Here is a 24,328-nt window from a genome sequence, read left to right as displayed (position 1 = left end):
TCGAGGAAACATGACCTACTCATTCACCGAGAAGAAACTCATCCGCAAGAACTTTGGCAAACGCCCCGGCGTTCTGAAGGTTCCCTATCTGCTCGAAATCCAGAAGGAATCCTATCGCCAGTACCTGCAGGCGGAAACGCCGCCGGAGCAGCGGATCGACCAGGGTCTGCAGGCCGCCTTCAAGACGGTGTTTCCGATCGAGAGTTACAACGGCAACGCGGCGCTGGAATTCGTCAGCTATCGTCTCGGCATACCGGCGTTCGACGTCAAGGAATGCCAGCAACGCGGCCTGATCTACGCGGCGCCGCTGCGCGCGCTGCTGCGCCTGGTGGTGTTCGAGAAGGACGAGGCCACCGGCACCAAGACCGTGCGCGACATCAAGGAGCAGGAAGTGTACATGGGTGAAATCCCGCTCATGACCGACAACGGCACGTTCGTGATCAACGGCACCGAGCGCGTCATCGTCTCGCAGCTGCACCGTTCGCCGGGCGTGTTCTTCGAGCACGATTACGGCAAGACGCATTCGTCCGGCAAGCTGCTGTTCTCGGCACGCGTGATTCCCTACCGCGGCTCGTGGCTCGATTTCGAGTTCGACCCCAAGGATTACCTGTACGTGCGCATCGACCGCCGCCGCAAGCTGGCGGCCACGATCCTGCTGCGCGCCATCGGCATGTCGACCCAGGAAATCCTGGCGACCTTTTTCGAGACCGACAGCTTCCATCTGGTGAAGAACGAAATCCGGCTCGACCTGATCCCCAACCGGCTGCGCGGCATGCAGTTCGAGTTCGACGTGAAGACTCCGAAGGGCGAGGTCATCATCGAGGCCAACCGGCGCATTTCCGGACGTCATGTGCGCGAGCTGGAGAAGTCCAAGCTCAAGCAACTGACCATTGAACCGAGCTTCCTCATCGGCCGCTCGCTGGCCGAGGACGTGATTCACCCGCAGACCGGCGAACTGCTGGCGCAGGCCAACGACCTGGTTTCCAAGGACCTGATCGACAAGCTGTTCGAGGCCGGCATCGGCGAGGTCAAGACGATCTACACCAACGACCTCGACCAGGGTTCGTTCATCTCCGACACCCTGCGCCTGGACCCGACGCGCGACGCGCTCGAGGCCCAGATCGAAATCTATCGCATGATGCGCCCCGGCGAGCCGCCGACGCGCGACGCCGCCCAGACGCTGTTCAACAACCTGTTCTTCAGCCCCGACCGCTACGACCTGTCCGCGGTCGGCCGCATGAAATTCAACCGCCGCGTCGGTCGCGGCTCCGACGAAGGCCCGGGCATTCTGACCAAGGAAGACATCGTCGACGCGATGAAAATCCTGATCGAGCTCAAGAACGGCAAGGGCGAGATCGACGACATCGACCATCTCGGCAACCGCCGCGTGCGTTCCGTGGGCGAGCTGGCGGAAAACCAGTTCCGCGTCGGCCTGGTGCGCGTCGAGCGCGCCGTGAAGGAGCGTCTGTCGCTGGCGGAGTCCGAGGGTCTGATGCCGCAGGAGCTGATCAACGCCAAGCCGGTGTCGGCGGTGATCAAGGAATTCTTCGGCTCCAGCCAGCTGTCGCAGTTCATGGACCAGACCAATCCGCTGTCCGAGATCACGCACAAGCGCCGCGTCTCGGCCCTCGGACCCGGCGGCCTGACGCGCGAACGCGCCGGCTTCGAGGTGCGCGACGTACATCCGACGCATTACGGACGCGTGTGCCCGATCGAAACGCCGGAAGGCCCGAACATCGGCCTGATCAACTCGCTCGCGGTCTATGCCCGCACCAATGAATACGGCTTCCTCGAGACGCCGTATCGCAAGGTCAACAACGGCAAGGTGGCGGACGAGGTGAATTACCTCTCGGCCATCGAAGAGAGCAAATTCATGATCGCGCAGGCGAACGCCACGCTCGACAGCCGCGGTCACCTGATCGACGAGCTGGTGTCGTGCCGCTTCAAGAACGAGTTCATGCTGTCCACGCCGGACAAGGTGGAGTACATCGACGTGGCGCCGTCGCAGATCGTGTCGGTGGCGGCCTCGCTGATTCCGTTCCTTGAGCACGACGACGCCAACCGCGCCCTCATGGGTTCGAACATGCAGCGCCAGGCCGTGCCCTGCCTGCAGACCGAAAAGCCGCTGGTCGGCACCGGCATCGAGCGCATCGTGGCGATCGATTCGGGTGCCACCGTGGTCGCCAAGCGCGGCGGCCTGGTGGACTCCGTGGACGCCTCGCGCATTGTGGTGCGCGTCAACGACGACGAAACCAAGCCGGGCGAGGTCGGTGTCGACATTTACAACCTGACCAAATACACGCGCTCGAACCAGAACACCAACATCAACCAGAAGCCGCTGGTGCGGGTGGGCGACATCATCGCCAGCGGCGACGTGCTGGCCGACGGCCAGAGCACCGACATGGGCGAGCTCGCGCTGGGACGCAACATCCTGGTCGCGTTCATGCCGTGGAACGGCTACAACTTCGAGGACTCGATCCTCATTTCCGAGCGCGTGGTGGAGAACGACTATTTCACCACCATCCATATCGAGGAACTGCAGACGGTGGCGCGCGACACCAAGCTCGGACCCGAGGAGATTACGCGCGACATCCCGAACGTGGGCGAAACCGCGCTGGCCAAGCTCGACGAGTCCGGCATCGTCTACATCGGCGCCGAGGTCGACGCCGGCGACATCCTGGTCGGCAAGGTCACGCCCAAGGGCGAGACCCAGTTGACCCCGGAAGAGAAACTGCTGCGCGCGATCTTCGGCGAGAAGGCCTCGGACGTGAAGGACACGAGCCTGCGCGTGCCGTCCGGCATCTCCGGCACGGTCATCGACGTGCAGGTGTTCACGCGCGAGGGCGTGGAGAAGGACGCGCGCGCCAAGAGCATCGAGGAGTCGGAACTGGCCAGCATCCGCAAGGATCTCGACGACCAGTACCGCATCCTGGAAAACGACGCGTTCGCGCGCCTCGAGCGCCAGCTGATCGGCAAGGTCGCCGACGGTGGCCCCGCGGGCCTGAAGAACGGCGACAAGATCACCAAGACCTATCTCGACGAGCTGTCGCGCAACAAGTGGTTCGACATCCGCCTCAAGAACGAGGAGGCCTCGCAGGCCCTGGAGCAGATCCGCGGCTACCTGGCGAAGCAGAAGGATCTGTTCGACCAGAAATTCACCGAGAAGAAGGTCAAGCTCACCTCGGGCGACGATCTGGCGCCGGGCGTGCTCAAGATGGTCAAGGTCTATGTCGCCGTGAAGCGCCGCCTGCAGCCCGGCGACAAGATGGCCGGACGCCACGGCAACAAGGGCGTGATCTCGCGCATCGTCGCGGTCGAGGACATGCCCTACACGGCGGACGGCACCCCGGCGGACATCGTGCTGAACCCGCTCGGTGTGCCCTCGCGCATGAACGTGGGCCAGGTACTGGAAACCCATCTCGGCTGGGCGGCGCATGAGCTGGGCGCCCAGATCGGCAAGATGCTGGAAGAACAGCGCAAGGCCGAGGAAATCCGCCGCTTCATCGACCGGATCTACAACCACATCGGCAAGAGCGGGCGCAAGGAAGACATCAAGTCGCTGACCGACGACGAGATCCTCGAGCTCGCGCGCAACCTGCGCAAGGGCGTGCCGGTGGCGACGCCGGTGTTCGACGGCGCGGCGGAAGAAGAGATCAAGGAAATGCTGGTTATGGCGGGCCTGCCGCCCTCCGGCCAGACCACGCTGTGGGACGGGCGTACCGGCGAGGCCTTCGACCGCCCGGTGACGGTGGGCTACATGTACATGCTCAAGCTCAACCACCTGGTGGACGACAAGATGCACGCGCGCTCGACCGGTCCGTACTCGCTGGTCACGCAGCAGCCGCTCGGCGGCAAGGCCCAGTTCGGCGGCCAGCGCTTCGGCGAAATGGAAGTGTGGGCGCTCGAGGCCTATGGCGCCTCGTACACGCTGCAGGAAATGCTCACGGTCAAGTCCGACGACGTCATGGGCCGCACCAAGATGTTCGAGAACATCGTCAAGGGCGACCATCGCATGGAACCGGGCATGCCCGAATCCTTCAACGTGCTGGTGAAGGAAATCCGCGCGCTCGGCATCGACATGGAGCTGGAGCTGGACAAAGAGTAGGCCCCGGGCTCGATCAGGCCGGAACCGGAATTTTACGAATACTTAGCGCAACAGTTTGCAGGAGAAGATACCTTGAAAGACCTGTTTAATCTTTTCAAGCAGCCGGGCAAGACCGAAGACTTCGATGCCATCCGCATCGGACTTGCCTCCCCGGAGAAAATCCGCTCGTGGTCCTACGGCGAGGTCAAGAAGCCGGAGACCATCAACTACCGCACGTTCAAGCCGGAACGCGACGGGCTTTTCTGCGCCAAGATCTTCGGGCCGGTCAAGGATTACGAATGCCTTTGCGGCAAGTACAAGCGCCTCAAGCATCGCGGTGTGATCTGCGAAAAGTGCGGCGTCGAGGTGACGCTGTCGAAGGTGCGCCGCGAGCGCATGGGTCACATCGACCTGGCTTCGCCGGTGGCGCATATCTGGTTCCTCAAGAGCCTGCCCTCCCGCATGGGCCTGATGCTGGACATGACCCTGCGCGACATCGAGCGCGTGCTGTATTTCGAGGCCTATGTCGTGATCGACCCGGGCATGACGCCGCTCGAGCGCGCCTCGCTGCTGTCGGAAGACGCCTACCTCAACGCCATCGAACAGTACGGTGACGAGTTCGACGCGCGCATGGGCGCCGAGGCGATCCGCGACCTGCTGCGCGCCATCCACCTGGAGGAAGAGGTCGCCAAGCTGCGCACCGAACTCGCCGACACCACCTCCGAGACCAAGATCAAGAAGATCACCAAACGCCTCAAGGTGCTCGAGGCCTTCCTGTATTCCGGCAACAAGCCGGAGTGGATGGTGCTGGAAATCCTGCCGGTGCTGCCGCCGGAACTGCGTCCGCTGGTGCCACTCGACGGCGGCCGCTTCGCGACCTCGGACCTGAACGATCTCTATCGTCGCGTCATCAACCGCAACAACCGCCTGAAGCGCCTGCTCGACCTCAATGCGCCGGACATCATCGTGCGCAACGAGAAACGCATGTTGCAGGAGGCGGTGGACGCGCTGCTCGACAACGGCCGCCGCGGCCGCGCCATCACCGGCGCCAACAAGCGCCAGCTGAAGTCGCTGGCCGACATGATCAAGGGCAAACAGGGCCGCTTCCGCCAGAACCTGCTCGGCAAGCGCGTGGACTATTCCGGCCGTTCCGTGATCGTGGTCGGTCCGACGCTGAAACTGCACCAGTGTGGACTGCCGAAGAAAATGGCGCTGGAACTGTTCAAGCCGTTCATTTTCAGCAAGCTCGAATCCAAGGGTCTGGCCACCACCATCAAGGCGGCGAAGAAGATGGTCGAACAGGCCGGTCCCGAGGTGTGGGATATTCTGGAAGAGGTGATCCGCGAGCATCCGGTGCTGCTGAACCGCGCGCCGACGCTGCACCGCCTCGGCATCCAGGCCTTCGAGCCGCTGCTGGTCGAGGGCAAGGCGATCAACCTGCACCCGCTGGTGTGCGCGCCGTACAACGCCGACTTCGACGGTGACCAGATGGCGGTGCACATCCCGTTGTCGGTGGAGGCGCAGCTCGAGGCGCGCGCGCTCATGATGTCCACCAACAATATTCTCTCGCCCGCCAACGGCGATCCGATCATCGTGCCGTCGCAGGACATCGTGCTCGGTCTCTATTACATGACGCGCGAGCGCATCAATGCCCCGGGCGAGGGCAAGGCCTTCGCCGACGTGGCCGAGGTGCATCGCGCCTACAACAGCCGCAATGTGGACCTGCAGGCGAAGATCAAGGTGCGCATCCGCGAAGTGCAGTTCGATGACAAGGGCAAGCCGGTCGAAACCCGCAAGCTCTATGACACCACCGCGGGACGGGCGCTGCTGTCGGAAATCCTGCCCGACGGGCTGCCGTTCGAAGTCATCAACCGCGTGCTCAAGAAGAAGACGATCTCCGAGCTCATCAACGCCTGTTACCGGCGCGTGGGCCTGAAGGAGTCGGTGATCTTCGCCGACCAGCTGATGTACACCGGCTTTGCCTACGCCACGCGCGCGGCGGTCTCTTTCGGCATGGATGACATGATCATTCCGGAAGTGAAGGCCGAGATCATCGGCCAGGCCGAGAGCGAAGTGAAGGCGATCCAGAACCAGTACGCCTCCGGCCTGCTGACCGACGGCGAACGCTACAACAAGGTGGTGGACATCTGGACCCACACCTCGGAGCGCGTCGCCAAGACCATGATGGACCAGCTCGGCAGCGAGGAAGTGACCGATGCCCAGGGCAAGAAGACCCGGCAGGAATCGTTCAACTCCATCTTCATGATGGCGGATTCCGGCGCGCGCGGCAGCGCCGCCCAGATCCGCCAGCTCGCCGGCATGCGCGGCCTGATGGCCAAGCCGGACGGCTCGATCATCGAGACCCCCATTACCGCGAATTTCCGCGAAGGCCTGAACGTGCTGCAGTACTTCATCTCCACGCACGGTGCGCGCAAGGGTCTGGCCGATACCGCGCTCAAGACCGCGAACTCGGGCTACCTCACGCGCCGCCTGGTGGACGTATGCCAGGACCTGGTCGTGACCGAGGACGACTGCGGCACGACCGAAGGCGTCGCCAAGTCGGCGCTGGTGGAAGGCGGCGAGATCGTGATCCCGCTGCGCGACCGTATTCTCGGGCGCGTGGTGATCGGCGACATCCGCGAGCCGTCCAACGAGAAGAAGGTGCTGATCGCGGACGGCTCGGTGCTGGACGAGAAGGCCGTGGCCGTGCTCGAGGACCGCAATATCGATCAAGTGCTGGTGCGTTCGCCGGTGACCTGTCATACCCGTTACGGCGTGTGCCGTCAGTGCTACGGGCGTGATCTCGGACGCGGTCACCTGGTCAATCTGGGCGAGGCCGTGGGCGTCATCGCCGCGCAGTCGATCGGCGAGCCGGGTACCCAGCTCACCATGCGCACGTTCCATATCGGCGGCGCCGCGTCGCGTGCCGCGGCGGTGTCGCGCATCGAAATCAAGACCACCGGCGTGGTTCGGCTCAAGAATCTCAAGGTGGTGAAGCACACGAGCGGCAATTACGTGGCGGTGTCGCGTTCGGGCGAGCTCATCGTGCAGGACGATCAGGGCCGTAACCGCGAGCGTTACAAGCTGCCGTTCGGCGCCGTGTTGTCGGTGCATGACGGCTCCAAGGTGAAGAGCGGTGCCGTGGTCGCCAACTGGGATCCGCATACGCATCCGATCATCACCGAGGTGGCGGGCAAGGTCACCTTCAGTGATCTCTTCGAAGGCGTCACGGTCAACAAGCAGACCGACGAAATCACCGGCCTGTCGACCTACGTGGTGCTCGACGCGAAGCATCGTGCCGGCACCAAGGACATCCGCCCGGTGATCACGCTGGTGGACGGCAAGGGCAAGCCGGTCAATATTCCGGGAACGGAAATTCCGGCCAAGTACATGCTGCCGCCGGGTGCGATTATCACCGCCGAAGACGGCGCCAAGGTGGGCGTGGGCGACGTGCTCGCGCGCATCCCGCAGGAGTCGCTGAAGACCCGCGACATTACCGGCGGTCTGCCGCGCGTGGCCGAGCTGTTCGAGGCGCGCAAGCCGAAGGATCATGCGATCCTGGCCGAGACCAGCGGCGTGATTTCCTTCGGCAAGGACACCAAGGGCAAGCAGCGTCTCATCATCAATGACAAGGAAGGCGTGGAACACGAGTACCTGATTCCGAAGGGCCGCCACATCACGGTGTTCGAGGGTGAGACGGTGGAGCAGGGCGACACCATCGTCGAGGGCGCGCCGGTCGCGGCCGACATCCTGCGGCTGCTCGGCGTGGAGCCGCTCACGAATTACATCGTGAACGAAATCCAGGACGTGTACCGCCTGCAGGGTGTGAAGATCAACGACAAGCACATCGAGGTGATCGTGCGCCAGATGTTGCGCAAGGTGCGCATACTCAAGTCCGGCGATACGCGTTTCCTGCCGGGCGAACAGGCCGAGCGCGCGCGCGTCGTCGAGGACAACGAGACGATGGAGAGTCAGAAGAAAGAGCCGGCCACCTTCGAACCGTTGTTGCTCGGTATCACCAAGGCGTCGCTGTCGACCGAGTCGTTCATTTCCGCGGCCTCGTTCCAGGAGACCACGCGCGTGCTGACGGAGGCCGCCATCACCGGCAAGAAGGACCTGTTGCGCGGCCTCAAGGAGAACGTGATCGTCGGCCGTCTGATTCCGGCCGGCACCGGGCTGGCCTACCATCTGGAACGCCGGCGCACGCGCGGCGAGGCCAGGCAGGAAGCCAAGGAGCTCAAGCAATCCCTGAGCGGGACGCTGTCGGGCAAGCCCGCGGCGCGCAGCGGCGAAGAGGCGGTGGGGACGTAAAACCCGCCGGGCCGGTATGGCCGTGATTTTCCGGGACCCCAAGGCGGGGGGGTGCGTCAGAAAGTCCCGGAAAATGGCCATAAAAATTCGGTAATGGCTTGACACATAAGGGGTGACTCCCTAGAATCGCGCCCCTCAAGAACAGGCCGGTCAACCGCCGGCCTGTCTTTGTTGAAGCCCCCGGGGAATTTCAGTAAGCGCCGTCGCGAGTACGCCGATCGGGCGACTCCGCGGCTTCGGCGCCGCCCGCGCAAGTATTTTAGGTGGCGAATTAATCCACGAATTTCCGCCATGGCGGAGGTTCGTGTTTTTTGAATCGACAGAGCACGGATAAATGCCGACGATCAATCAATTGGTAGCCAAGGGGCGCAGGCGCCTCAAGAGCAAGAGCAAGGTGCCGGCCCTCGAGGCCTGTCCGCAGCGCCGCGGTGTGTGCACGCGCGTGTACACCACCACGCCGAAGAAGCCGAACTCGGCGCTCCGCAAGGTGGCCAAGGTGCGGCTCACCAACGGATACGAGGTCATCACCTATATCGGCGGCGAAGGGCACAACCTGCAGGAGCATTCCGTGGTGCTGATCCGCGGCGGGCGCGTCAAGGACCTGCCCGGCGTGCGTTATCACACGGTGCGCGGCTCACTCGACACCGCCGGGGTGGCCGATCGCAAGCAGGGTCGTTCCAAGTACGGCGCCAAGCGCCCGAAGACGTAAGAGGAATTTATGCCGAGACGCAGAGAGGTCCCCAAGCGCGAAATCACGCCGGACCCGAAATACCGCAGCGAGACCGTCGCCAAGTTCATCAGCGTGGTGATGAAGAGCGGCAAGAAAGCCGCGGCCGAAAAAATCGTCTATGGGGCGCTGAACACCATGGCCGAGCGCAGCAAGAAGGACCCGATCGAGATGTTCAATCAGGCCCTCGGTAACGTGCGCCCGCTGGTGGAGGTCAAGAGCCGGCGCGTCGGCGGTGCCACCTATCAGGTGCCGGTGGAAGTGCGCTCGGGACGTCAGATGGCGCTGGCGATGCGCTGGGTGGTGGAAGCCGCCCGTACCCGCAGTGGCAAGTCCATGGCGGCGCGCATGGCGGATGAATTGATGGATGCCGCGGACAAGCGCGGCAATGCCGTGAAGAAGCGCGAAGACGTGCATCGCATGGCCGAGGCCAACAAGGCCTTCTCGCATTACCGCTGGTAGTAGTTTAACCGTTCTTTATATATAGAGGATTTCTGTCGTGGCCCGTACTACACCGATTGAACGCTACCGGAATTTCGGCATCATGGCGCATATCGATGCCGGCAAGACCACGGCCACGGAGCGCATCCTGTTCTACACCGGCGTCTCGCACAAGATCGGCGAAGTGCACGACGGCGCCGCCATCATGGACTGGATGGAGCAGGAACAGGAACGCGGCATCACCATCACCTCGGCGGCGACCACCTGCTTCTGGAAGGGCATGGATGGCCGGTTCGAACTGCACCGGTTCAATATCATCGACACCCCCGGACACGTCGACTTCACCATCGAAGTCGAGCGTTCGCTGCGCGTCCTCGACGGCGCGATCTTCGTGCTGTGCGCCGTGGGCGGCGTGCAGCCGCAGTCCGAAACCGTCTGGCGCCAGGCCAACAAATACAAGGTGCCGCGCATCGCGTTCGTCAACAAGATGGACCGCGCCGGCGCCAATTTCCTCAATGTCGTCTCGCAGCTCAAGGAGCGTCTCGGCGCCAACGCCGTCCCGCTGCAGCTGCCCATCGGCGCCGAGGAAGGTTACAAAGGTGTCGTCGACCTCATCAAGATGAAGGCCATCTACTGGGACGATTCCACCCAGGGCATGAAGTTCGAGGAAAAGGAAATCCCGGCCGAGATGCTCGAGCAGTGCAAAAAGTATCGCGAGCACATGACCGAAGCCGCGGCCGAGGCCAACGAAAAGTTGATGGAAAAATACCTTGGCGGCGAAGCGCTGACCCAGGACGAAATCAAGGCGGGTTTGCGCGAACGCAACCTGAAACTGGAAATCGTCCCGGTGCTGTGCGGCAGCGCCTTCAAGAACAAGGGCGTGCAGGCCGCGCTCGACGCCGTAATCGAATTGCTGCCCTCGCCGGTAGATCGTCCGGCTATCAAGGGCCATCTGGACGACAAGGACGGTACCGAGGGCGAACGCCATGCCTCCGACGACGAACCGTTTTCCGCGCTGGCGTTCAAAATCGCGACCGATCCCTTTGTCGGCGCGCTGACCTATATCCGTGTGTACTCCGGCGTGCTGACGTCGGGCGATACCGTGTACAACCCGGTCAAATCGAAGCGCGAGCGCATCGGGCGGCTGTTGCAGATGCACGCCAACGAACGCAAGGAAATCAAGGAAGTCCGCGCCGGCGACATCGCCGCGTGCGTCGGCCTGAAGGATGTCACCACCGGGGAAACGCTGAGCGACCCGGACAAGGTGATCACGCTCGAGCGCATGGAATTCCCCGAGCCGGTCATCTCGCAGGCGGTTGAACCCAAGACCAAGGCCGACCAGGAAAAGATGGGCATTGCCCTGAATCGCCTGGCCCAGGAAGATCCTTCGTTCCGCGTGCACACCGACGAGGAATCCAGCCAGACCATCATCTCCGGCATGGGCGAGCTGCATCTGGAAATCATCGTGGACCGCATGAAGCGCGAGTTCAGCGTCGAGGCCAACGTCGGCAAGCCGCAGGTGGCGTATCGCGAAACCATCCGCAAGCCGGTGGACCAGGAATACCGCTTCGTCAAGCAGTCCGGCGGCCGCGGCCAGTACGGCCACGTCGTCATCAAATTCGAGCCGCAGGAACCCGGCAAGGGCTTCGAGTTCGTGGACGCCATCAAGGGCGGCGTGATCCCGAAGGAATTCATCCCGGCCGTGCGCAAGGGCGTGGACGAGGCGATGCAGCGCGGCGTCAAATTCGGTTATCCCGTGGTCGACGTGAAGGCGACGCTGCACTACGGCTCGTACCACGAGGTGGACTCGAACGAAAACGCGTTCAAGATGGCGGCGATCCTGTGCTGGAAGGAAGCCGGCCCCAAGGGCGACCCGGTGCTGCTTGAGCCGATCATGGACGTCGAAGTCACGTCGCCGGCGGATTATCTGGGCAACGTGATGGGCGACCTGAACTCGCGTCGTGGCATCATCATGAGCCAGGAAGACGGTCACGGCAACGTGAAGGTCATCCGCGCCGAGGTTCCGCTCGCGAACATGTTCGGTTATTCGACGAGCCTGCGCTCGGCGACCCAGGGTCGCGCGACTTACACGATGGAATTCAAGAAATACTCACCGGTGCCGTCCAACGTCGCCGAGTCCGTCATGAAGAAGGCCAGTTAACTAATTCAAGATAGAGGCATCCCGTGTCCAAGGAAAAATTCTCCCGCACCAAACCGCACCTCAACGTCGGCACCATCGGCCACGTCGACCACGGCAAGACCACGCTCACCGCGGCCCTGACCAAGGTGCTGGCCGCCAAGTTCGGCGGCGAGGTCCGGAACTACGACCAGATCGACAACGCCCCGGAAGAACGCGAGCGCGGCATCACCATCTCCACCACCCACGTGGAGTACCAGTCGGAGAAGCGCCACTATGCCCACGTCGACTGCCCGGGCCACGCCGACTACGTCAAGAACATGATCACCGGCGCCGCCCAGATGGACGGCGCCATCCTGGTGGTGTCCGCCGCCGACGGCCCCATGCCCCAGACCCGCGAACATATCCTGCTGGCCCGCCAGGTCGGCGTGCCCTACATCGTCGTGTACCTGAACAAGGCCGACATGGTCGACGACAAAGACCTCCTCGAACTGGTGCAGGAAGAAGTCAAAGATCTGCTCACCAAATACGGCTTCCCCGGCGACAAGACCCCGATCGTCATCGGCAGCGCCCTCAAGGCCCTCGAAGGCGACCAGTCCGAACTCGGCGAACCCTCGATCGTGAAACTGTCCGAGGCCCTGGACTCCTACATCCCGCAGCCCCAGCGCGCCATCGACGGCCCCTTCCTCATGCCCATCGAAGACGTGTTCTCCATCTCCGGCCGCGGCACCGTCGTCACCGGCAGAATCGAACGCGGCATCGTCAAAGTGGGCGATGAAATCGAGATCGTCGGCATCAAGCCCACCACCAAGACCACCGTCACCGGCGTGGAGATGTTCCGGAAACTCTTGGATCAGGGCGAAGCCGGCGACAACGTCGGCGTGCTCCTGCGCGGCACCAAGCGCGAAGAAGTCGAACGCGGCCAGGTCCTGGCCAAGCCCGGCAGCATCACCCCGCACACCAAGTTCGAAGCCGAGGTGTACGTACTGACCAAGGAAGAAGGCGGACGACACACCCCGTTCTTCCAGGGCTACCGCCCGCAGTTCTACTTTAGAACCACCGACGTGACCGGCTCCTGCGAACTGCCGAGCGGCACCGAGATGGTCATGCCCGGCGACAACATCAAGATGGTCGTCACCCTGATCAACCCCATCGCCATGGAACAGGGCCTGCGCTTCGCCATCCGCGAAGGCGGCCGGACCGTGGGGGCGGGGGTGGTGGCGAAGGTGATTGAATAGGATTCGAGCGAAGCAATATGGCTAACCAGAAGATCCGCATCCGCCTCAAGGCCTTCGATCACCGTCTGATCGATCGTTCCGCGGCGGAAATTGTCGACACGGCGAAGCGCACCGGCGCGCTCGTGCACGGCCCGATTCCGCTGCCGTCGAAGGTGGAGCGTTACACGCTCAACCGTTCGCCGCATTGCGACAAGAAATCACGCGACCAGTTCGAGGTGCGCACGCACAAGCGGATCATGGACATCATCGAGCCCACGGACAAGACCGTGGATGCCCTGATGAAACTCGACCTCGCGGCCGGCGTGGACGTCGAAATCAAGCTTTCCTGAGACTAGAACATGGCACTCGGACTCGTAGGCAGAAAAATCGGTATGACCCGCCTGTTCTCGGCGAACGGCGAAGGCACGCCCGTGACCGTGCTGGAAGTGACCGCCAACCGCGTCACCCAGGTGAAAGATGAAGCGAAGGACGGTTATCGCGCGGTGCAGGTCACTATCGGCAAGCGTCGCGCCGACAAGCTGCCCAAGCCGCTGGCGGGCAAGTACGCCAAGGCCGGCGTGGAGCCGGGCCGCGGGCTGTGGGAATTCCGCCTGGCCGCCAACGAAGGCGCAGACCTCAAGGCTGGCGCCGAGGTCAAACTGGATATCTTCCAGGTGGGGGGGCACGTGGACGTGCAGGGCACGTCTATTGGCAAGGGCTTTGCCGGCACGATCAAGCGCCATCATTTCCGCGGCGGTCGCGCCACGCACGGTAACTCGCTGAGCCACCGGGCCCCGGGCTCGATCGGCCAGCGTCAGACGCCGGGCCGCGTGTTCCCGGGCAAGAAAATGGCCGGCCATCTGGGCGATGCCACGGCGACCTGCCTGAATCTTGAGGTCATGCAGATCGACGCCGAACGCAATCTGCTCATGGTCAAGGGCGCGGTCCCCGGACCCAAGGGCCAGGACGTGGTGATTCGCCCGAGCGTCAAGATGAAAGCCAAGGCCAAAGCGGCCAAGGCGGAGAAGTAAGGAACGGACATGAAAGTGCAACTTATGAACGGTACCGGATCGGCCTCGGAACTTCAGGTGTCCGATGAGGTATTTGCCGCGGCCTTCAACGAACCGCTGGTGCATCAGGTGGTGGTGGCCTATCAGGCGACCGGCCGCCAGGGCACGCGCAAGCAGAAAACCCGCTCCGAAGTGCGTGGCGGCGGCAAGAAGCCGTGGCGCCAGAAGGGCACCGGCCAGGCGCGCGCGGGCACGATCCGCAGCCCGCTGTGGCGCGGCGGCGGCAAGGTTTTCCCGGCCTCGCCGGATGAGAACTTCGAGCAGAAGGTCAACCGCAAGATGTATCGCGGCGCGCTGCGCTCGATCCTGTCCGAGCTGCTGCGTCAGGGCCGGCTGGTGACGGTGGCCGAATTCAAGCTGGATCAGCCGAAAACCAAGACGCTGGCTGACAAGCTCAAAAAGCTCGAGACGCCGGATGTGCTGATCGTGACCGACGCGCTGGACAATAACCTCCAGCTCGCGGCGCGCAACCTGCCGGACGTTGACGTGCGCATGGTCGGCGCGGCCGACCCGGTGAGCCTGATCCGTCACGCGAAAGTGATTCTGACGCAGGGCGCGGTCAAGCAGTTCGAGGAGATGCTGGCATGAGCACGCGTGAAGAGCGACTGTTTCAGGTGATTCTCGCGCCGCATATCTCGGAGAAAAGCTCGCGCCTGGCCGACAAGAACCGGCAGATGGTGTTCGAGGTGCGTCCCGACGCGACCAAGCCGGTGATCAAGCAGGCGGTGGAAAAGATGTTCAACGTCCAGGTGGAATCGGTGACGGTGACGAATGTGCAGGGCAAGCGCAAGGGCGGACGCAACGCCGGCCGCCGGCAGGACTGGAAGAAGGCTTATGTGCGCCTGAAGCCGGGCCAGGACATCAATTTCGTCGGACAGCAATAAGGGTTTTCAAGGAATTCAGCAATGGCACTGGTCAAGATGAAACCGACGTCCGCGGGTTCGCGCGCCATGGTCCGGGTGGTCAAGCCCGACCTGCACAAGGGCGCGCCGCACGCGCGCCTGCTCGAGCGGAAAAACCGCGGCAGCGGGCGCAACAACCTCGGCCGCGTCACGACGCGCCACCAGGGTGGCGGCCACAAGCAGCATTACCGCGTCATTGATTTCAAGCGCGACAAGGACGGTGTTCCGGGCCGCGTTGAGCACCTGGAATACGATCCGAACCGCAGCGCCAACATCGCCCTGGTGCTGTACGCCGACGGCGAGCGCCGCTACATCATCGCGCCCAAGGGCGTGGAGGCCGGCACGGAAATCCAGTCCGGTCCGAATGCCCCGATCAAGGCGGGCAACTGCCTGCCGCTGCGCAGCGTTCCGGTCGGCAGCACCGTGCATTGCGTGGAGCTCAAGCAGCGTGGCGGAGCCCAGCTCGGCCGCGCCGCCGGCGCCGGCATCCAGCTGGTGGCGCGCGATGGCGACTACGCCCAGCTGCGGCTGCGTTCCGGCGAGGTGCGCAAGGTGCACGTCGACTGCCGCGCCGTCATCGGCGAGGTCGGCAACGCTGAACACAGCCTGCGCAAGCTTGGCAAGGCGGGCGCGTCGCGCTGGCGCGGCATCCGTCCGACGGTGCGCGGCACCGCCATGAACCCGGTGGACCATCCGCACGGCGGCGGCGAAGGCCGCACCAAGGGCGGGCGTCATCCGGTCAGCCCCTGGGGCACGCCGACCAAGGGCTACAAGACGCGCGCCAACAAGCGCACGAATTCGATGATCGTTCATCGACGCAAGAAATAAGGGGTTTTGAACCGTGCCACGTTCAGTCAGAAAAGGACCATATGTTGATGCGCACCTCGCCACCAAGGTGGACAAGGCGCGCATGGAAAGCAGCAAGAAGCCGATCAAGACCTGGTCGCGCCGCTCGACCATCACGCCGGATTTCGTCGGCCTGACGGTCGCGGTGCACAACGGGCGGCAGCATGTGCCGCTGTTGATCACCGAGAACATGGTCGGTCACAAGCTCGGCGAATTTGCGGCGACCCGCACGTTCAAGGCGCACTCGGGCAACCGCAAGGTAACCACGGAAGAGACGACGACGAAATAACGCCATGCAAGCTACAGCCATTCTGAAATATGTCCGGGTGTCCGCGCAAAAGGGACGTCTCGTCGCGGATCAGGTTCGCGGGCTGCCGGTCGCGCGCGCGCTCGAACTGCTCCAGTTCAGCCCCAAGAAGGCTGCGGCGCACGTGCGCAAGGTCCTCGAATCGGCCATCGCCAATGCCGAACACAACGAAGGCGCGGACGTGGACGAACTCAAGGTGGCGACCATCCAGGTGGACGGCGGACCGACGTTGCGACGCTTCCATTCGCGTGCCAAGGGGCGCGGCGTGCGCATCCTCAAGCGCACCAGCCATATCACCGTGGTGGTGAGCGACGAGAAGAAGCCGTCGAAGGCCGTGAAGAAGGAGAAAAGCTGATGGGCCAGAAAATCAATCCGATCGGATTCCGCATGGGGATCAGCCGTGACTGGACCGCCAAGTGGTACGCCGGCACCAAGTCCTATACCCAGAACCTGCTCTCGGATATCGCGCTGCGCGATTATCTCAAGCTGCGGCTCAAGAGCGCGGCACTCAGCACGGTCGTGATCGAGCGCCCGGCCCAGAGCATCAACATCACGGTGCACACGGCGCGTCCGGGCATCGTCATCGGCAAGAAGGGCGAGGACATCGAGAAGCTGCGCCAGGAACTGACCAAGCTGGCCGGCCGTCCGGTGCAGCTGGCGGTGGAAGAAGTGCGCCAGCCGGAGCTGGACGCGCAGCTGGTGGCCGAGAACATCGCCCAGCAGCTGGAGAAGCGCATCATGTTCCGTCGCGCCATGAAGCGCGCCGTGACCAACGCCATGCGCCTGCGCGCGCTGGGGATCAAGATCATGGTCGCCGGACGTCTGAACGGCGCTGAGATCGCGCGCACCGAGTGGTACCGCGAGGGCCGCGTGCCGTTGCACACGCTGCGCGCCGACATCGATTACGGTTTTTCCGAGGCGCATACGACCTACGGCAAGATCGGCGTGAAGGTGTGGATCTTCAAGGGCGAGGTGTTCGACAAGGACGCGCCCAAGATGGAAGACGCCGAGGCCCAGAAGAAGGGCGCGACGACCGGATAAACGATTTGAGGAAGCCCTCTCCCCTTGCCCTCTCCCGCAGAGCGGGAGAGGGGGAGTAGGATAACTACTTAATTGGATTGAACATGCTGCAACCGAAACGAACGAAATATCGCAAGCAGATGAAGGGCCGCAACCGCGGCCTGGCACTGCGCGGCAACAAGGTCAGCTTCGGCGAATACGGCCTGAAGGCCGTCACGCGCGGGCGTCTGACCTCGCGCCAGATCGAGGCCGCGCGCCGCGCGCTGACGCACTTCATCAAGCGTGGCGGGCGCGTGTGGATCCGGGTGTTCCCGGACAAGCCGGTTTCCAAGAAACCGCTGGAAGTCCGCATGGGCAGCGGCAAGGGCAACGTGGAGTACTGGGTCGCGCTGATTCAGCCGGGCGCCGTGCTCTATGAAATGGAAGGCATCAACGAGCAGGAGGCGCGCGAGGCATTCAAGCTCGCCGCCGCCAAGCTCCCGGTACGAACCACGTTCGTGACCCGGACGCTTTAACAGGAACTGACGATGAACGCGAAAGATTATCGGGCGATGGACGAGCAGGCGCGCCAGAAGGAAATGACCGACATGCTGCGCGAGCAGTTCAACCTGCGCATGCAGAAGGCGACCGGGCAATTGTCGAATACGGCGAATCTGACCAAGGTGCGGCGCAACATCGCGCGCCTGCGCACGGTCATGAACGAGAAGACATCAGGATAAGGGCATGGGCGAACAGACCAAAACCGCACGCTCGGCCACCGGCCGCGTGGTCAGCAACAAGATGAACAAGACGATTACCGTGCAGGTGGATCGTCGCATCCGCCATCCGTTGTACGGCAAGATCATCACGCGTCGCTCCAAGCTGCACGCGCACGATGAAGGCAACGAGTGCAAGGAAGGCGACCTGGTGGTGATCGAGGAATGCCGTCCGCTGTCCAAGACCAAGGCCTGGCGCCTGGTCAAGGTGCTGGAGCGGGCCCGGGAAGTCTGACAAGGCCTTGTTCTCGGCCGGTTTCGAGGCAAGTAGTGATATAATCGCGCGTTTTCGCCTGGGGCGGAAACGCCGTGTGGAGACAGGACAATGATCCAGATGCAGACCCTGCTGATGGTCGCTGACAACAGCGGGGCAAAAACGGTGCAGTGCATCAAGGTGCTGGGCGGTTCCCATCGCCGGTATGCCGGCATTGGCGACGTGATCAAGGTCAGCGTGAAGGAAGCGATTCCGCGCGGCAAGGTCAAGAAAGGCGATGTCTACGACGCCGTCATCGTGCGTACCCGCAAGGGCGTACGGCGCACGGACGGTTCGGTCATCCGCTTCGACACCAATGCGGCGGTGTTGCTGGACAACAAGCGCGAGCTGATCGGTACCCGTATCTTCGGACCGGTGACGCGCGAGCTGCGCAGCGAGCAGTTCATGAAGATCATCTCGCTGGCCCCGGAAGTACTGTAGGCAAGAGGCAGGAAGTCATGAAAAAGATTCGAAAGGGCGACAAGGTGCTGGTGCTCGCCGGTCGCGATAAGGGCAAGCAGGGCACGGTGCTGCGCGTGCTCGACGACAGCCGCGTGCTGGTCGAGAACGTGAACATGATCAAGCGCCACACCAAGCCGAACCCCAACAAGGGGGTGACCGGCGGCATCATCGACCGCGAGGCGCCGATTCACGTCTCCAACGTCGCGCTGTTCAACCCGGCCACCGGCAAAGGCGAGCGCGTGGGCATGCGTGTGATGCAGGACGGCAGCAAGGTCAGGTTTTTCAAGAAGAGCGGCGAAGTCGCCGACGTGAAATAAGGTTTCAGACGATGGCAAGGCTCAAGGAACATTACCGGAAAAACGTGATACCCGCGTTGCAGGCCAAGTTCGGCTACCAGAACGTAATGCAGGTGCCGCGGATCACCAAGATCACCCTCAACATGGGGGTGGGCGAGGCCATGGCCGACAAGAAGGTGATCGACAACGCCGCCAGCGACATGACGCTGATCAGCGGCCAGAAGCCGCAAATCGCGCGTGCACGGAAATCGATCGCCAACTTCAAGGTGCGCGAGAACTGGCCGATCGGTTGCAAGGTGACGCTGCGCGGCGCGCGCATGTACGAATTCCTGGACCGCCTCATCAGCGTGGCGATCCCGCGCATCCGCGATTTTCGCGGCCTGCCCTCGCGTTCGTTCGACGGGCGCGGCAATTATTCGCTCGGCATCAAGGAACAGATCATTTTTCCCGAGATCGATTTCGACAAGGTCGACGCGATCCGCGGAATGGACATTACCATCACCACCAGCGCCAAGACCGACGCGGAAGCGCGGGAGTTGCTGGTGGCGTTCAGTTTTCCGCTGCGCAGCTGAGGATTTTTGCATGGCCAAGACAAGCATGATCAATCGTGACAAGAACCGCTCGGCACTGGTTGCCAAGTACGCGGTGAAGCGCGCCGAGCTGCGCGAGAAGGTCAAGAACGTGAAGCTGTCCGACGAGGAACGCCACGCGGCCATGATCGCGCTGCAGAAGCTGCCGCGCGATTCGAGCTATATCCGCCGCCGCAACCGTTGCGGCCTGACCGGCCGCCCGCGCGGTTTTTACCGCAAGTTCGGGCTGTCCCGCAGCAAGCTGCGCGAGATCATGATGCGCGGCGAAGTGCCGGGCGTGGTCAAGGCGAGCTGGTAAAAGTTTTCAGGAGCATGAACCGAATATGATGACCGATCCGATTGCCGACCTGTTGACCCGCATCCGCAACGGCCAGATGGCCGAGAAGGTGAACGTGCGCGTCCCCGCTTCGCGGCTCAAGCTGGCCATTGCCAAGGTGTTGCAGGACGAGGGCTATGTCGAGTCCTGCCGCGAAATCACCGAGGCCGGCCGGCCGCTGATCGAGATCGCCCTGAAGTACCACGACGGGCGGCCGGTGATCGAGCGCCTCGATCGCGTGAGCACCCCCGGGCTGCGGCGCTATGCCGGCAAGCACCGCCTGCCGCGCGTCGATGGCGGCATGGGCGTGGCGATCGTCTCCACCTCCCAGGGCATCATGTCCGACCGCGCCGCCCGCAAGGCCGGCCTGGGCGGCGAAATCCTGTGCGTTGTTTCATAAGAGCATTGAACCATGTCACGAATCGCGAAAAATCCGGTGGCGGTCCCGAGCGGGGTGCAGATCGCGCTCGCGGGCGCCAAGCTCAGCGTCAAGGGCCCCAAGGGGAACCTGGAGCATGAGATGCACCCGCTGGTGAAGATGACGCAGGAAGGCAACCTGCTCAAGTTCCAGCGCACCAACGACTCGACGCTGGCGCGTGCCATTTCCGGCACCACGCGGGCGCTGGTGAACAACATGGTCAACGGCGTGGCCAAGGGTTTCGAGAAGAAGCTCACCATCATCGGCGTCGGCTATCGTGCCGCGGTGCAGGGCAAGAAGCTCAACCTGACGCTGGGTTACTCGCACCCGATCGTGTACGACATTCCCAACGGGATCACCATCGAGGCGCCGGACCAGACCAATCTCGTGGTCAAGGGCGCGGACAAACAGCTGGTGGGCCAGGTGGCCGCCGAGATTCGCGCATACCGTTCGCCCGAGCCGTACAAGGGCAAGGGCGTGCGCTACGTCAATGAAGTGGTAGTCAAGAAAGAAGCCAAGAAGAAGTAACCGGCTTCAGCTCAGGTAAACGAATTTTATGAAAAGAGAAATCAATACACGGCTGCGCCGCGCGCGGCAGATCCGGCGAAAAATTTCCGGCCTGCAGGCCGACCGCCTGTGCGTGCATCGCACGCCGCGCCATATCTACGCCCAGATCATCGACAAGACCGGCGGCAAGGTGCTGGCCTCGGCCTCCACGGTGGAGCCGGATGTGCGCGGCCAGGTCAAGCACGGCGGCAACGTCGAGGCGGCGAAACTGATCGGCAAACGCATCGCCGAAAAGGCGAAGACCGCGGGCATTACGCGCGTGGCGTTCGACCGCTCGGGCTTCAAGTATCACGGACGCGTGAAGGCACTGGCCGACGCCGCGCGCGAAAACGGTTTGGAATTCTGAGGACGACATTATGGCATTCGGCGAATCCGAGGCTCGGAGCGACAATCTCCAGGAAAAACTGATCAGCGTCCGGCGCGTGGCCAAGGTCGTGAAGGGCGGCCGCATCTTCGGCTTTTCCGCGTTGACCGTGGTTGGTGATGGCGCCGGCCGCATTGGCATCGGCCGCGGCAAGGCGCGCGAGGTTCCGGCGGCGGTCAGCAAGGCCATGGAAAATGCGCGTCGCAACATGATGAAGGTCCAGCTCAAGGGCCCGACCCTGCATCACGCGGTAACCGCCGCGCACGGCGCTTCCAAGGTCGTCATCAAGCCGGCCTCGGTGGGCACGGGCATCATCGCGGGCGGCGCCATGCGCGCCGTGTTCGAGGTCGTGGGAGTGCAGGACGTGCTGGCCAAGTGCCTCGGTTCGCGCAACCCGGTCAACATGGTGCGCGCCACCATCAAGGGTCTGCAGGCCATGCACAGTCCGGAAACGGTCGCGCGCAAGCGTGGCAAGCGCGTGGAAGAAATTCTGGGTTAAGGGGCGAACCATGGCGGCAAATCCAAAATCAGGAAAGAAATTGCGCGTGACGCTGCTCAAGAGCCCGTACGGCACCGGCAAGAGCCACATGGCCACGGTGCGCGGCCTCGGGCTGCGCCGGCGCCATCACACCGTGGAGCTGGAAGACACCTCCGCTGTGCGCGGCATGATCAACAAAGTCGCCTATATGGTGAAGTGCGAGGAAGTATGACCATGCAACTGAATACCATGAAGCCGGGTCGCGGCGCCAAGACCGCTGCCAAGCGTCTCGGCCGCGGCGGCGGCTCGGGTCTCGGCAAGACCAGCGGCAAGGGCCACAAGGGCCAGACCGCGCGTGCCGGCGGCTATCACAAGGTCGGATTCGAAGGCGGCCAGATGCCGATTCAACGGCGTCTGCCCAAGCGCGGTTTCCGTTCCGCCGCGAAGGTGGCCGGCCATACCGCCGAGGTCCGCTTGCAGGAACTGGGCAAGCTGGAAGAGGCGGTGATTGATCTGGCCGCGCTCAAGAAGGCCAACATCGTGCCGGCGCAGGCGGAACAGGCCAAGGTTTATCTCTCCGGCACGCTGGAAAAAGCGGTGACGCTGCGCGGCATCCGCTTGACCAAGGGCGCGCGCGAGGCCGTGACCAAGGCCGGCGGGAAGATCGAAGACTGATGAGCAGCCCTGCAGGAAGTTTCGGCGGGCTCGCGGGCTTGGGAAAGCTCACGGAGCTGCGGCAACGGATCTTCTTTGTCCTGGGGGCGTTGATTGTTTACCGCATCGGTACCTATATACCGGTGCCGGGCATCAACCCCGTGGCCCTGGCCCAGATGTTCGAGGGCACGCAAAGTTCGATCGTCGGACTGTTCAACATGTTTTCCGGCGGCGCGCTGCAGCGATTTTCCCTGTTCGCGCTCGGGATCATGCCGTACATCTCGGCGTCCATCATCATGCAGCTGATGACGTCGGTGATCCCGACGCTGGAGCAGCTGAAGAAAGAGGGCGAGAGCGGTCGGCGCAAGATTACGCAGTACACCCGTTACGGCACGGTGGTGCTGGCGACCTTCCAGGCGCTTGGCATTGCCATTGCGCTGGAGAGCCAGACCTCGGCCGGCATGCCGGTGGTGATAGCGCCGGGAATCGGATTCAAGCTGATCACGGTGGTTTCGCTCGTGACCGGGACGATGTTTTTGATGTGGCTCGGTGAACAGGTGACCGAGCGCGGCATCGGCAATGGCATCTCGCTGCTGATTTTTGCCGGCATCGTGGCCGGCTTGCCGGGAGCCATCGCGCATACGCTGGAGTTGGCCAGCCGCGGCACGTTCAATCCGCTGTTCGTGCTGACCCTGTTTGCCATCGCGCTGGCGGTCACGGCGTTCGTGGTATTCGTCGAACGCGGGCAGCGGCGCATCACGGTGAATTACGCCAAGCGCCAGCAGGGACGAAGAGTGATGGCGGGCCAGACCAGCCACTTGCCGCTCAAGGTGAACATGGCGGGCGTGATTCCGCCGATTTTCGCCTCGAGCATCATCCTGCTCCCGGCCACGGTGGTGAGCTGGTTCGGACAGGCCGAGGGCATGGAATGGCTGCGCAACATCGCGACGACGCTGTCGCCCGGCCAGCCGATTTACGTGCTTTTGTACGCCTCGGCGATCGTGTTTTTCTGTTTCTTCTATACCGCCCTGGTGTTCAATCCCAAGGAGACGGCGGAGAATCTGAAGAAGTCCGGCGCGTTCATCCCGGGCATACGTCCGGGCGAGCAGACGGCGGGTTACATCGATGGCGTGATGTCGCGGCTGACCCTGGGCGGGGCGATTTACGTGACGTTGGTGTGTCTGCTGCCGGAGTTCATGATCGTGAAGTGGAACGTGCCGTTCTATTTCGGCGGCACTTCACTCTTGATCGTGGTGGTGGTGTGCATGGATTTCATGGCCCAGGTACAGGCCCGGCTCATGTCGCACCAGTATGAGAGCCTGCTGAAGAAGGCGAATCTGACCGGCGGGATGGGTCTGCCGCGCTAGCAGGCGGTTTGAGTGGCAACAGGAGAGAGGCAATGAAAGTCAGGGCATCGGTCAAGAAAATGTGCCGGAACTGCAAAATCGTGCGCCGCAAGCGTGTCGTGCGCGTGATTTGCTCGGATCCGACCCATAAGCAACGGCAGGGGTGAGCCGGGGATTTCGCGAGCGTCCGGTGGACGCTCGCGCCGGCGAACGCCCGGCCATGGAAGGCCGGGCTGGGGATTAGCGAAGTAAATGACGTTTCGCCAGGATGGCAGGCAAGAAACACCGGATAAGATAGATTAAAGCTTGATTTTTAACAGTTAAATCAGTAACCTTGCGCGTTTTCTCGCAGGGCAGGCAGCAGGAGACAGGCTAACAATGGCCCGAATTGCAGGTATCAATTTACCGAACCAGAAACATGTCTGGATCGCGCTGACGTCGATTTACGGCATCGGCCGCACCCGTGCGCGCAATATCTGCGCCGCCAGCGGCGTGGCTACGTCCACCAAGGTGAAGGATCTGACCGACGCCGAAGTCGATAAGATCCGCATCGAGGTGGGGAAATTCACGGTCGAAGGCGACCTGCGCCGCACCATGTCGATGAGCGTCAAGCGCCTCATGGATCTCGGCACCTACCGCGGCATGCGTCATCGCCGCGGGCTGCCGGTGCGCGGGCAGCGCACCAAAACCAACGCCCGTACCCGCAAGGGGCCGCGCAAGAGCGTCATTCGCGGCACCGGCAAGCCGACCACCGCTTAGGCACACGG

General features: G+C 63.0%; 30 protein-coding genes. All 30 read left to right on the top strand.

Annotation, left to right across the window (positions count from 1 at the left end; translation table 11 throughout):
• Nucleotides 1-10: 10 nt before the first annotated feature.
• The 30 genes from rpoB to rpsM all read left to right on the top strand — a co-directional run bounded on the left by rpoB (nt 11) and on the right by rpsM (nt 24,320).
• On the top strand, nt 11-4,105 hold the full coding sequence (gene rpoB, locus SCL_RS11345) for a DNA-directed RNA polymerase subunit beta (protein WP_096361319.1): 4,095 nt from the start codon (nt 11-13) through the stop codon (nt 4,103-4,105).
• A 72-nt stretch (nt 4,106-4,177) separates the two neighbouring features.
• A complete protein-coding gene (gene rpoC, locus SCL_RS11340; protein WP_096361318.1) occupies nt 4,178-8,395 on the top strand; it encodes a DNA-directed RNA polymerase subunit beta' in 4,218 nt (1,405 codons plus the stop codon).
• Nucleotides 8,396-8,729: 334 nt separating this feature from the next.
• A complete protein-coding gene (rpsL, locus tag SCL_RS11335; protein WP_096361317.1) occupies nt 8,730-9,104 on the top strand; it encodes a 30S ribosomal protein S12 in 375 nt (124 codons plus the stop codon).
• A 9-nt stretch (nt 9,105-9,113) separates the two neighbouring features.
• Nucleotides 9,114-9,584 (top strand): 30S ribosomal protein S7, encoded by a 471-nt coding sequence (gene rpsG, locus SCL_RS11330; RefSeq protein ID WP_096361316.1) that lies wholly within the window; start codon nt 9,114-9,116, stop codon nt 9,582-9,584.
• A gap of 37 nt (nt 9,585-9,621) precedes the next feature.
• Nucleotides 9,622-11,724 carry an elongation factor G gene (gene fusA / locus SCL_RS11325; RefSeq protein ID WP_096361315.1) on the top strand — a complete coding sequence of 701 codons (2,103 nt, stop codon included), beginning with the start codon at nt 9,622-9,624 and terminating at the stop codon, nt 11,722-11,724.
• A gap of 23 nt (nt 11,725-11,747) precedes the next feature.
• Nucleotides 11,748-12,938: an elongation factor Tu gene (tuf, locus tag SCL_RS11320; protein ID WP_096361314.1), complete on the top strand. Its 1,191-nt coding sequence runs from the start codon at nt 11,748-11,750 to the stop codon at nt 12,936-12,938.
• 17 nt (nt 12,939-12,955) lie between these two features.
• On the top strand, nt 12,956-13,267 hold the full coding sequence (gene rpsJ, locus SCL_RS11315; protein WP_096361313.1) for a 30S ribosomal protein S10: 312 nt from the start codon (nt 12,956-12,958) through the stop codon (nt 13,265-13,267).
• A gap of 9 nt (nt 13,268-13,276) precedes the next feature.
• Nucleotides 13,277-13,948 carry a 50S ribosomal protein L3 gene (gene rplC, locus SCL_RS11310; protein WP_096361312.1) on the top strand — a complete coding sequence of 224 codons (672 nt, stop codon included), beginning with the start codon at nt 13,277-13,279 and terminating at the stop codon, nt 13,946-13,948.
• Nucleotides 13,949-13,957: 9 nt separating this feature from the next.
• Nucleotides 13,958-14,575: a 50S ribosomal protein L4 gene (rplD, locus tag SCL_RS11305; protein ID WP_096361311.1), complete on the top strand. Its 618-nt coding sequence runs from the start codon at nt 13,958-13,960 to the stop codon at nt 14,573-14,575.
• Nucleotides 14,572-14,871 (top strand): 50S ribosomal protein L23, encoded by a 300-nt coding sequence (gene rplW, locus SCL_RS11300; protein ID WP_096361310.1) that lies wholly within the window; start codon nt 14,572-14,574, stop codon nt 14,869-14,871. The genes rplD and rplW overlap by 4 nt, the downstream gene beginning before the upstream one ends.
• Before the next feature lie 21 nt (nt 14,872-14,892).
• Nucleotides 14,893-15,717, top strand: coding sequence for a 50S ribosomal protein L2 (rplB, locus tag SCL_RS11295; RefSeq protein ID WP_096361309.1), 825 nt, complete (start codon nt 14,893-14,895; stop codon nt 15,715-15,717).
• 13 nt (nt 15,718-15,730) lie between these two features.
• Complete coding sequence (rpsS, locus tag SCL_RS11290; RefSeq protein WP_096361308.1) at nt 15,731-16,024, top strand: 30S ribosomal protein S19; 294 nt, start codon at nt 15,731-15,733, stop codon at nt 16,022-16,024.
• A 4-nt stretch (nt 16,025-16,028) separates the two neighbouring features.
• A complete protein-coding gene (gene rplV / locus SCL_RS11285) occupies nt 16,029-16,397 on the top strand; it encodes a 50S ribosomal protein L22 (protein WP_096361307.1) in 369 nt (122 codons plus the stop codon).
• Nucleotides 16,397-17,083 carry a 30S ribosomal protein S3 gene (gene rpsC / locus SCL_RS11280; RefSeq protein ID WP_096361306.1) on the top strand — a complete coding sequence of 229 codons (687 nt, stop codon included), beginning with the start codon at nt 16,397-16,399 and terminating at the stop codon, nt 17,081-17,083. Before rplV ends, rpsC begins: the two co-directional genes overlap by 1 nt.
• Before the next feature lie 83 nt (nt 17,084-17,166).
• The gene (gene rplP, locus SCL_RS11275) at nt 17,167-17,577 is read left to right on the top strand and encodes a 50S ribosomal protein L16 (RefSeq protein WP_096361305.1); all 411 of its coding nucleotides are present in this window, start codon (nt 17,167-17,169) and stop codon (nt 17,575-17,577) included.
• 12 nt (nt 17,578-17,589) lie between these two features.
• Nucleotides 17,590-17,781, top strand: a complete 192-nt coding sequence (gene rpmC / locus SCL_RS11270) for a 50S ribosomal protein L29 (RefSeq protein ID WP_096361304.1) — start codon at nt 17,590-17,592, stop codon at nt 17,779-17,781.
• A 4-nt stretch (nt 17,782-17,785) separates the two neighbouring features.
• Complete coding sequence (gene rpsQ, locus SCL_RS11265; protein ID WP_096361303.1) at nt 17,786-18,052, top strand: 30S ribosomal protein S17; 267 nt, start codon at nt 17,786-17,788, stop codon at nt 18,050-18,052.
• Nucleotides 18,053-18,142: 90 nt separating this feature from the next.
• Complete coding sequence (rplN, locus tag SCL_RS11260; RefSeq protein WP_096361302.1) at nt 18,143-18,511, top strand: 50S ribosomal protein L14; 369 nt, start codon at nt 18,143-18,145, stop codon at nt 18,509-18,511.
• Between the two features lie 17 nt (nt 18,512-18,528).
• Nucleotides 18,529-18,849, top strand: a complete 321-nt coding sequence (rplX, locus tag SCL_RS11255) for a 50S ribosomal protein L24 (RefSeq protein WP_096361301.1) — start codon at nt 18,529-18,531, stop codon at nt 18,847-18,849.
• Between the two features lie 11 nt (nt 18,850-18,860).
• On the top strand, nt 18,861-19,400 hold the full coding sequence (rplE, locus tag SCL_RS11250) for a 50S ribosomal protein L5 (protein WP_096361300.1): 540 nt from the start codon (nt 18,861-18,863) through the stop codon (nt 19,398-19,400).
• A 10-nt stretch (nt 19,401-19,410) separates the two neighbouring features.
• Nucleotides 19,411-19,716, top strand: a complete 306-nt coding sequence (gene rpsN / locus SCL_RS11245; RefSeq protein ID WP_096361299.1) for a 30S ribosomal protein S14 — start codon at nt 19,411-19,413, stop codon at nt 19,714-19,716.
• Between the two features lie 25 nt (nt 19,717-19,741).
• Nucleotides 19,742-20,134: a 30S ribosomal protein S8 gene (gene rpsH, locus SCL_RS11240; RefSeq protein ID WP_197702617.1), complete on the top strand. Its 393-nt coding sequence runs from the start codon at nt 19,742-19,744 to the stop codon at nt 20,132-20,134.
• Between the two features lie 12 nt (nt 20,135-20,146).
• Complete coding sequence (gene rplF / locus SCL_RS11235) at nt 20,147-20,680, top strand: 50S ribosomal protein L6 (protein WP_096361298.1); 534 nt, start codon at nt 20,147-20,149, stop codon at nt 20,678-20,680.
• Nucleotides 20,681-20,708: 28 nt separating this feature from the next.
• Nucleotides 20,709-21,065, top strand: a complete 357-nt coding sequence (rplR, locus tag SCL_RS11230; RefSeq protein WP_096361297.1) for a 50S ribosomal protein L18 — start codon at nt 20,709-20,711, stop codon at nt 21,063-21,065.
• Between the two features lie 10 nt (nt 21,066-21,075).
• Complete coding sequence (gene rpsE, locus SCL_RS11225; RefSeq protein ID WP_096361296.1) at nt 21,076-21,582, top strand: 30S ribosomal protein S5; 507 nt, start codon at nt 21,076-21,078, stop codon at nt 21,580-21,582.
• A 10-nt stretch (nt 21,583-21,592) separates the two neighbouring features.
• Nucleotides 21,593-21,793, top strand: coding sequence for a 50S ribosomal protein L30 (gene rpmD / locus SCL_RS11220; RefSeq protein ID WP_096361295.1), 201 nt, complete (start codon nt 21,593-21,595; stop codon nt 21,791-21,793).
• Nucleotides 21,794-21,795: 2 nt separating this feature from the next.
• The gene (gene rplO, locus SCL_RS11215) at nt 21,796-22,236 is read left to right on the top strand and encodes a 50S ribosomal protein L15 (RefSeq protein WP_096361294.1); all 441 of its coding nucleotides are present in this window, start codon (nt 21,796-21,798) and stop codon (nt 22,234-22,236) included.
• Nucleotides 22,236-23,582 carry a preprotein translocase subunit SecY gene (gene secY, locus SCL_RS11210; RefSeq protein WP_096361293.1) on the top strand — a complete coding sequence of 449 codons (1,347 nt, stop codon included), beginning with the start codon at nt 22,236-22,238 and terminating at the stop codon, nt 23,580-23,582. Before rplO ends, secY begins: the two co-directional genes overlap by 1 nt.
• A 32-nt stretch (nt 23,583-23,614) precedes the next feature.
• Nucleotides 23,615-23,728 (top strand): 50S ribosomal protein L36, encoded by a 114-nt coding sequence (gene rpmJ / locus SCL_RS11205; RefSeq protein ID WP_096361292.1) that lies wholly within the window; start codon nt 23,615-23,617, stop codon nt 23,726-23,728.
• Nucleotides 23,729-23,939: 211 nt separating this feature from the next.
• Entirely contained in the window at nt 23,940-24,320 is a 381-nt protein-coding gene (gene rpsM / locus SCL_RS11200; protein ID WP_096361291.1) for a 30S ribosomal protein S13, read from the top strand.
• Nucleotides 24,321-24,328 lie beyond the last annotated feature (8 nt).

The sequence above is a fragment of the Sulfuricaulis limicola genome (assembly GCF_002355735.1).
In the GTDB taxonomy this organism is placed as follows: domain Bacteria; phylum Pseudomonadota; class Gammaproteobacteria; order Acidiferrobacterales; family Sulfurifustaceae; genus Sulfuricaulis; species Sulfuricaulis limicola.
Note: the sequence above shows the minus strand (reverse complement) of the source record. Positions and strands in the feature narration are given on the sequence as shown.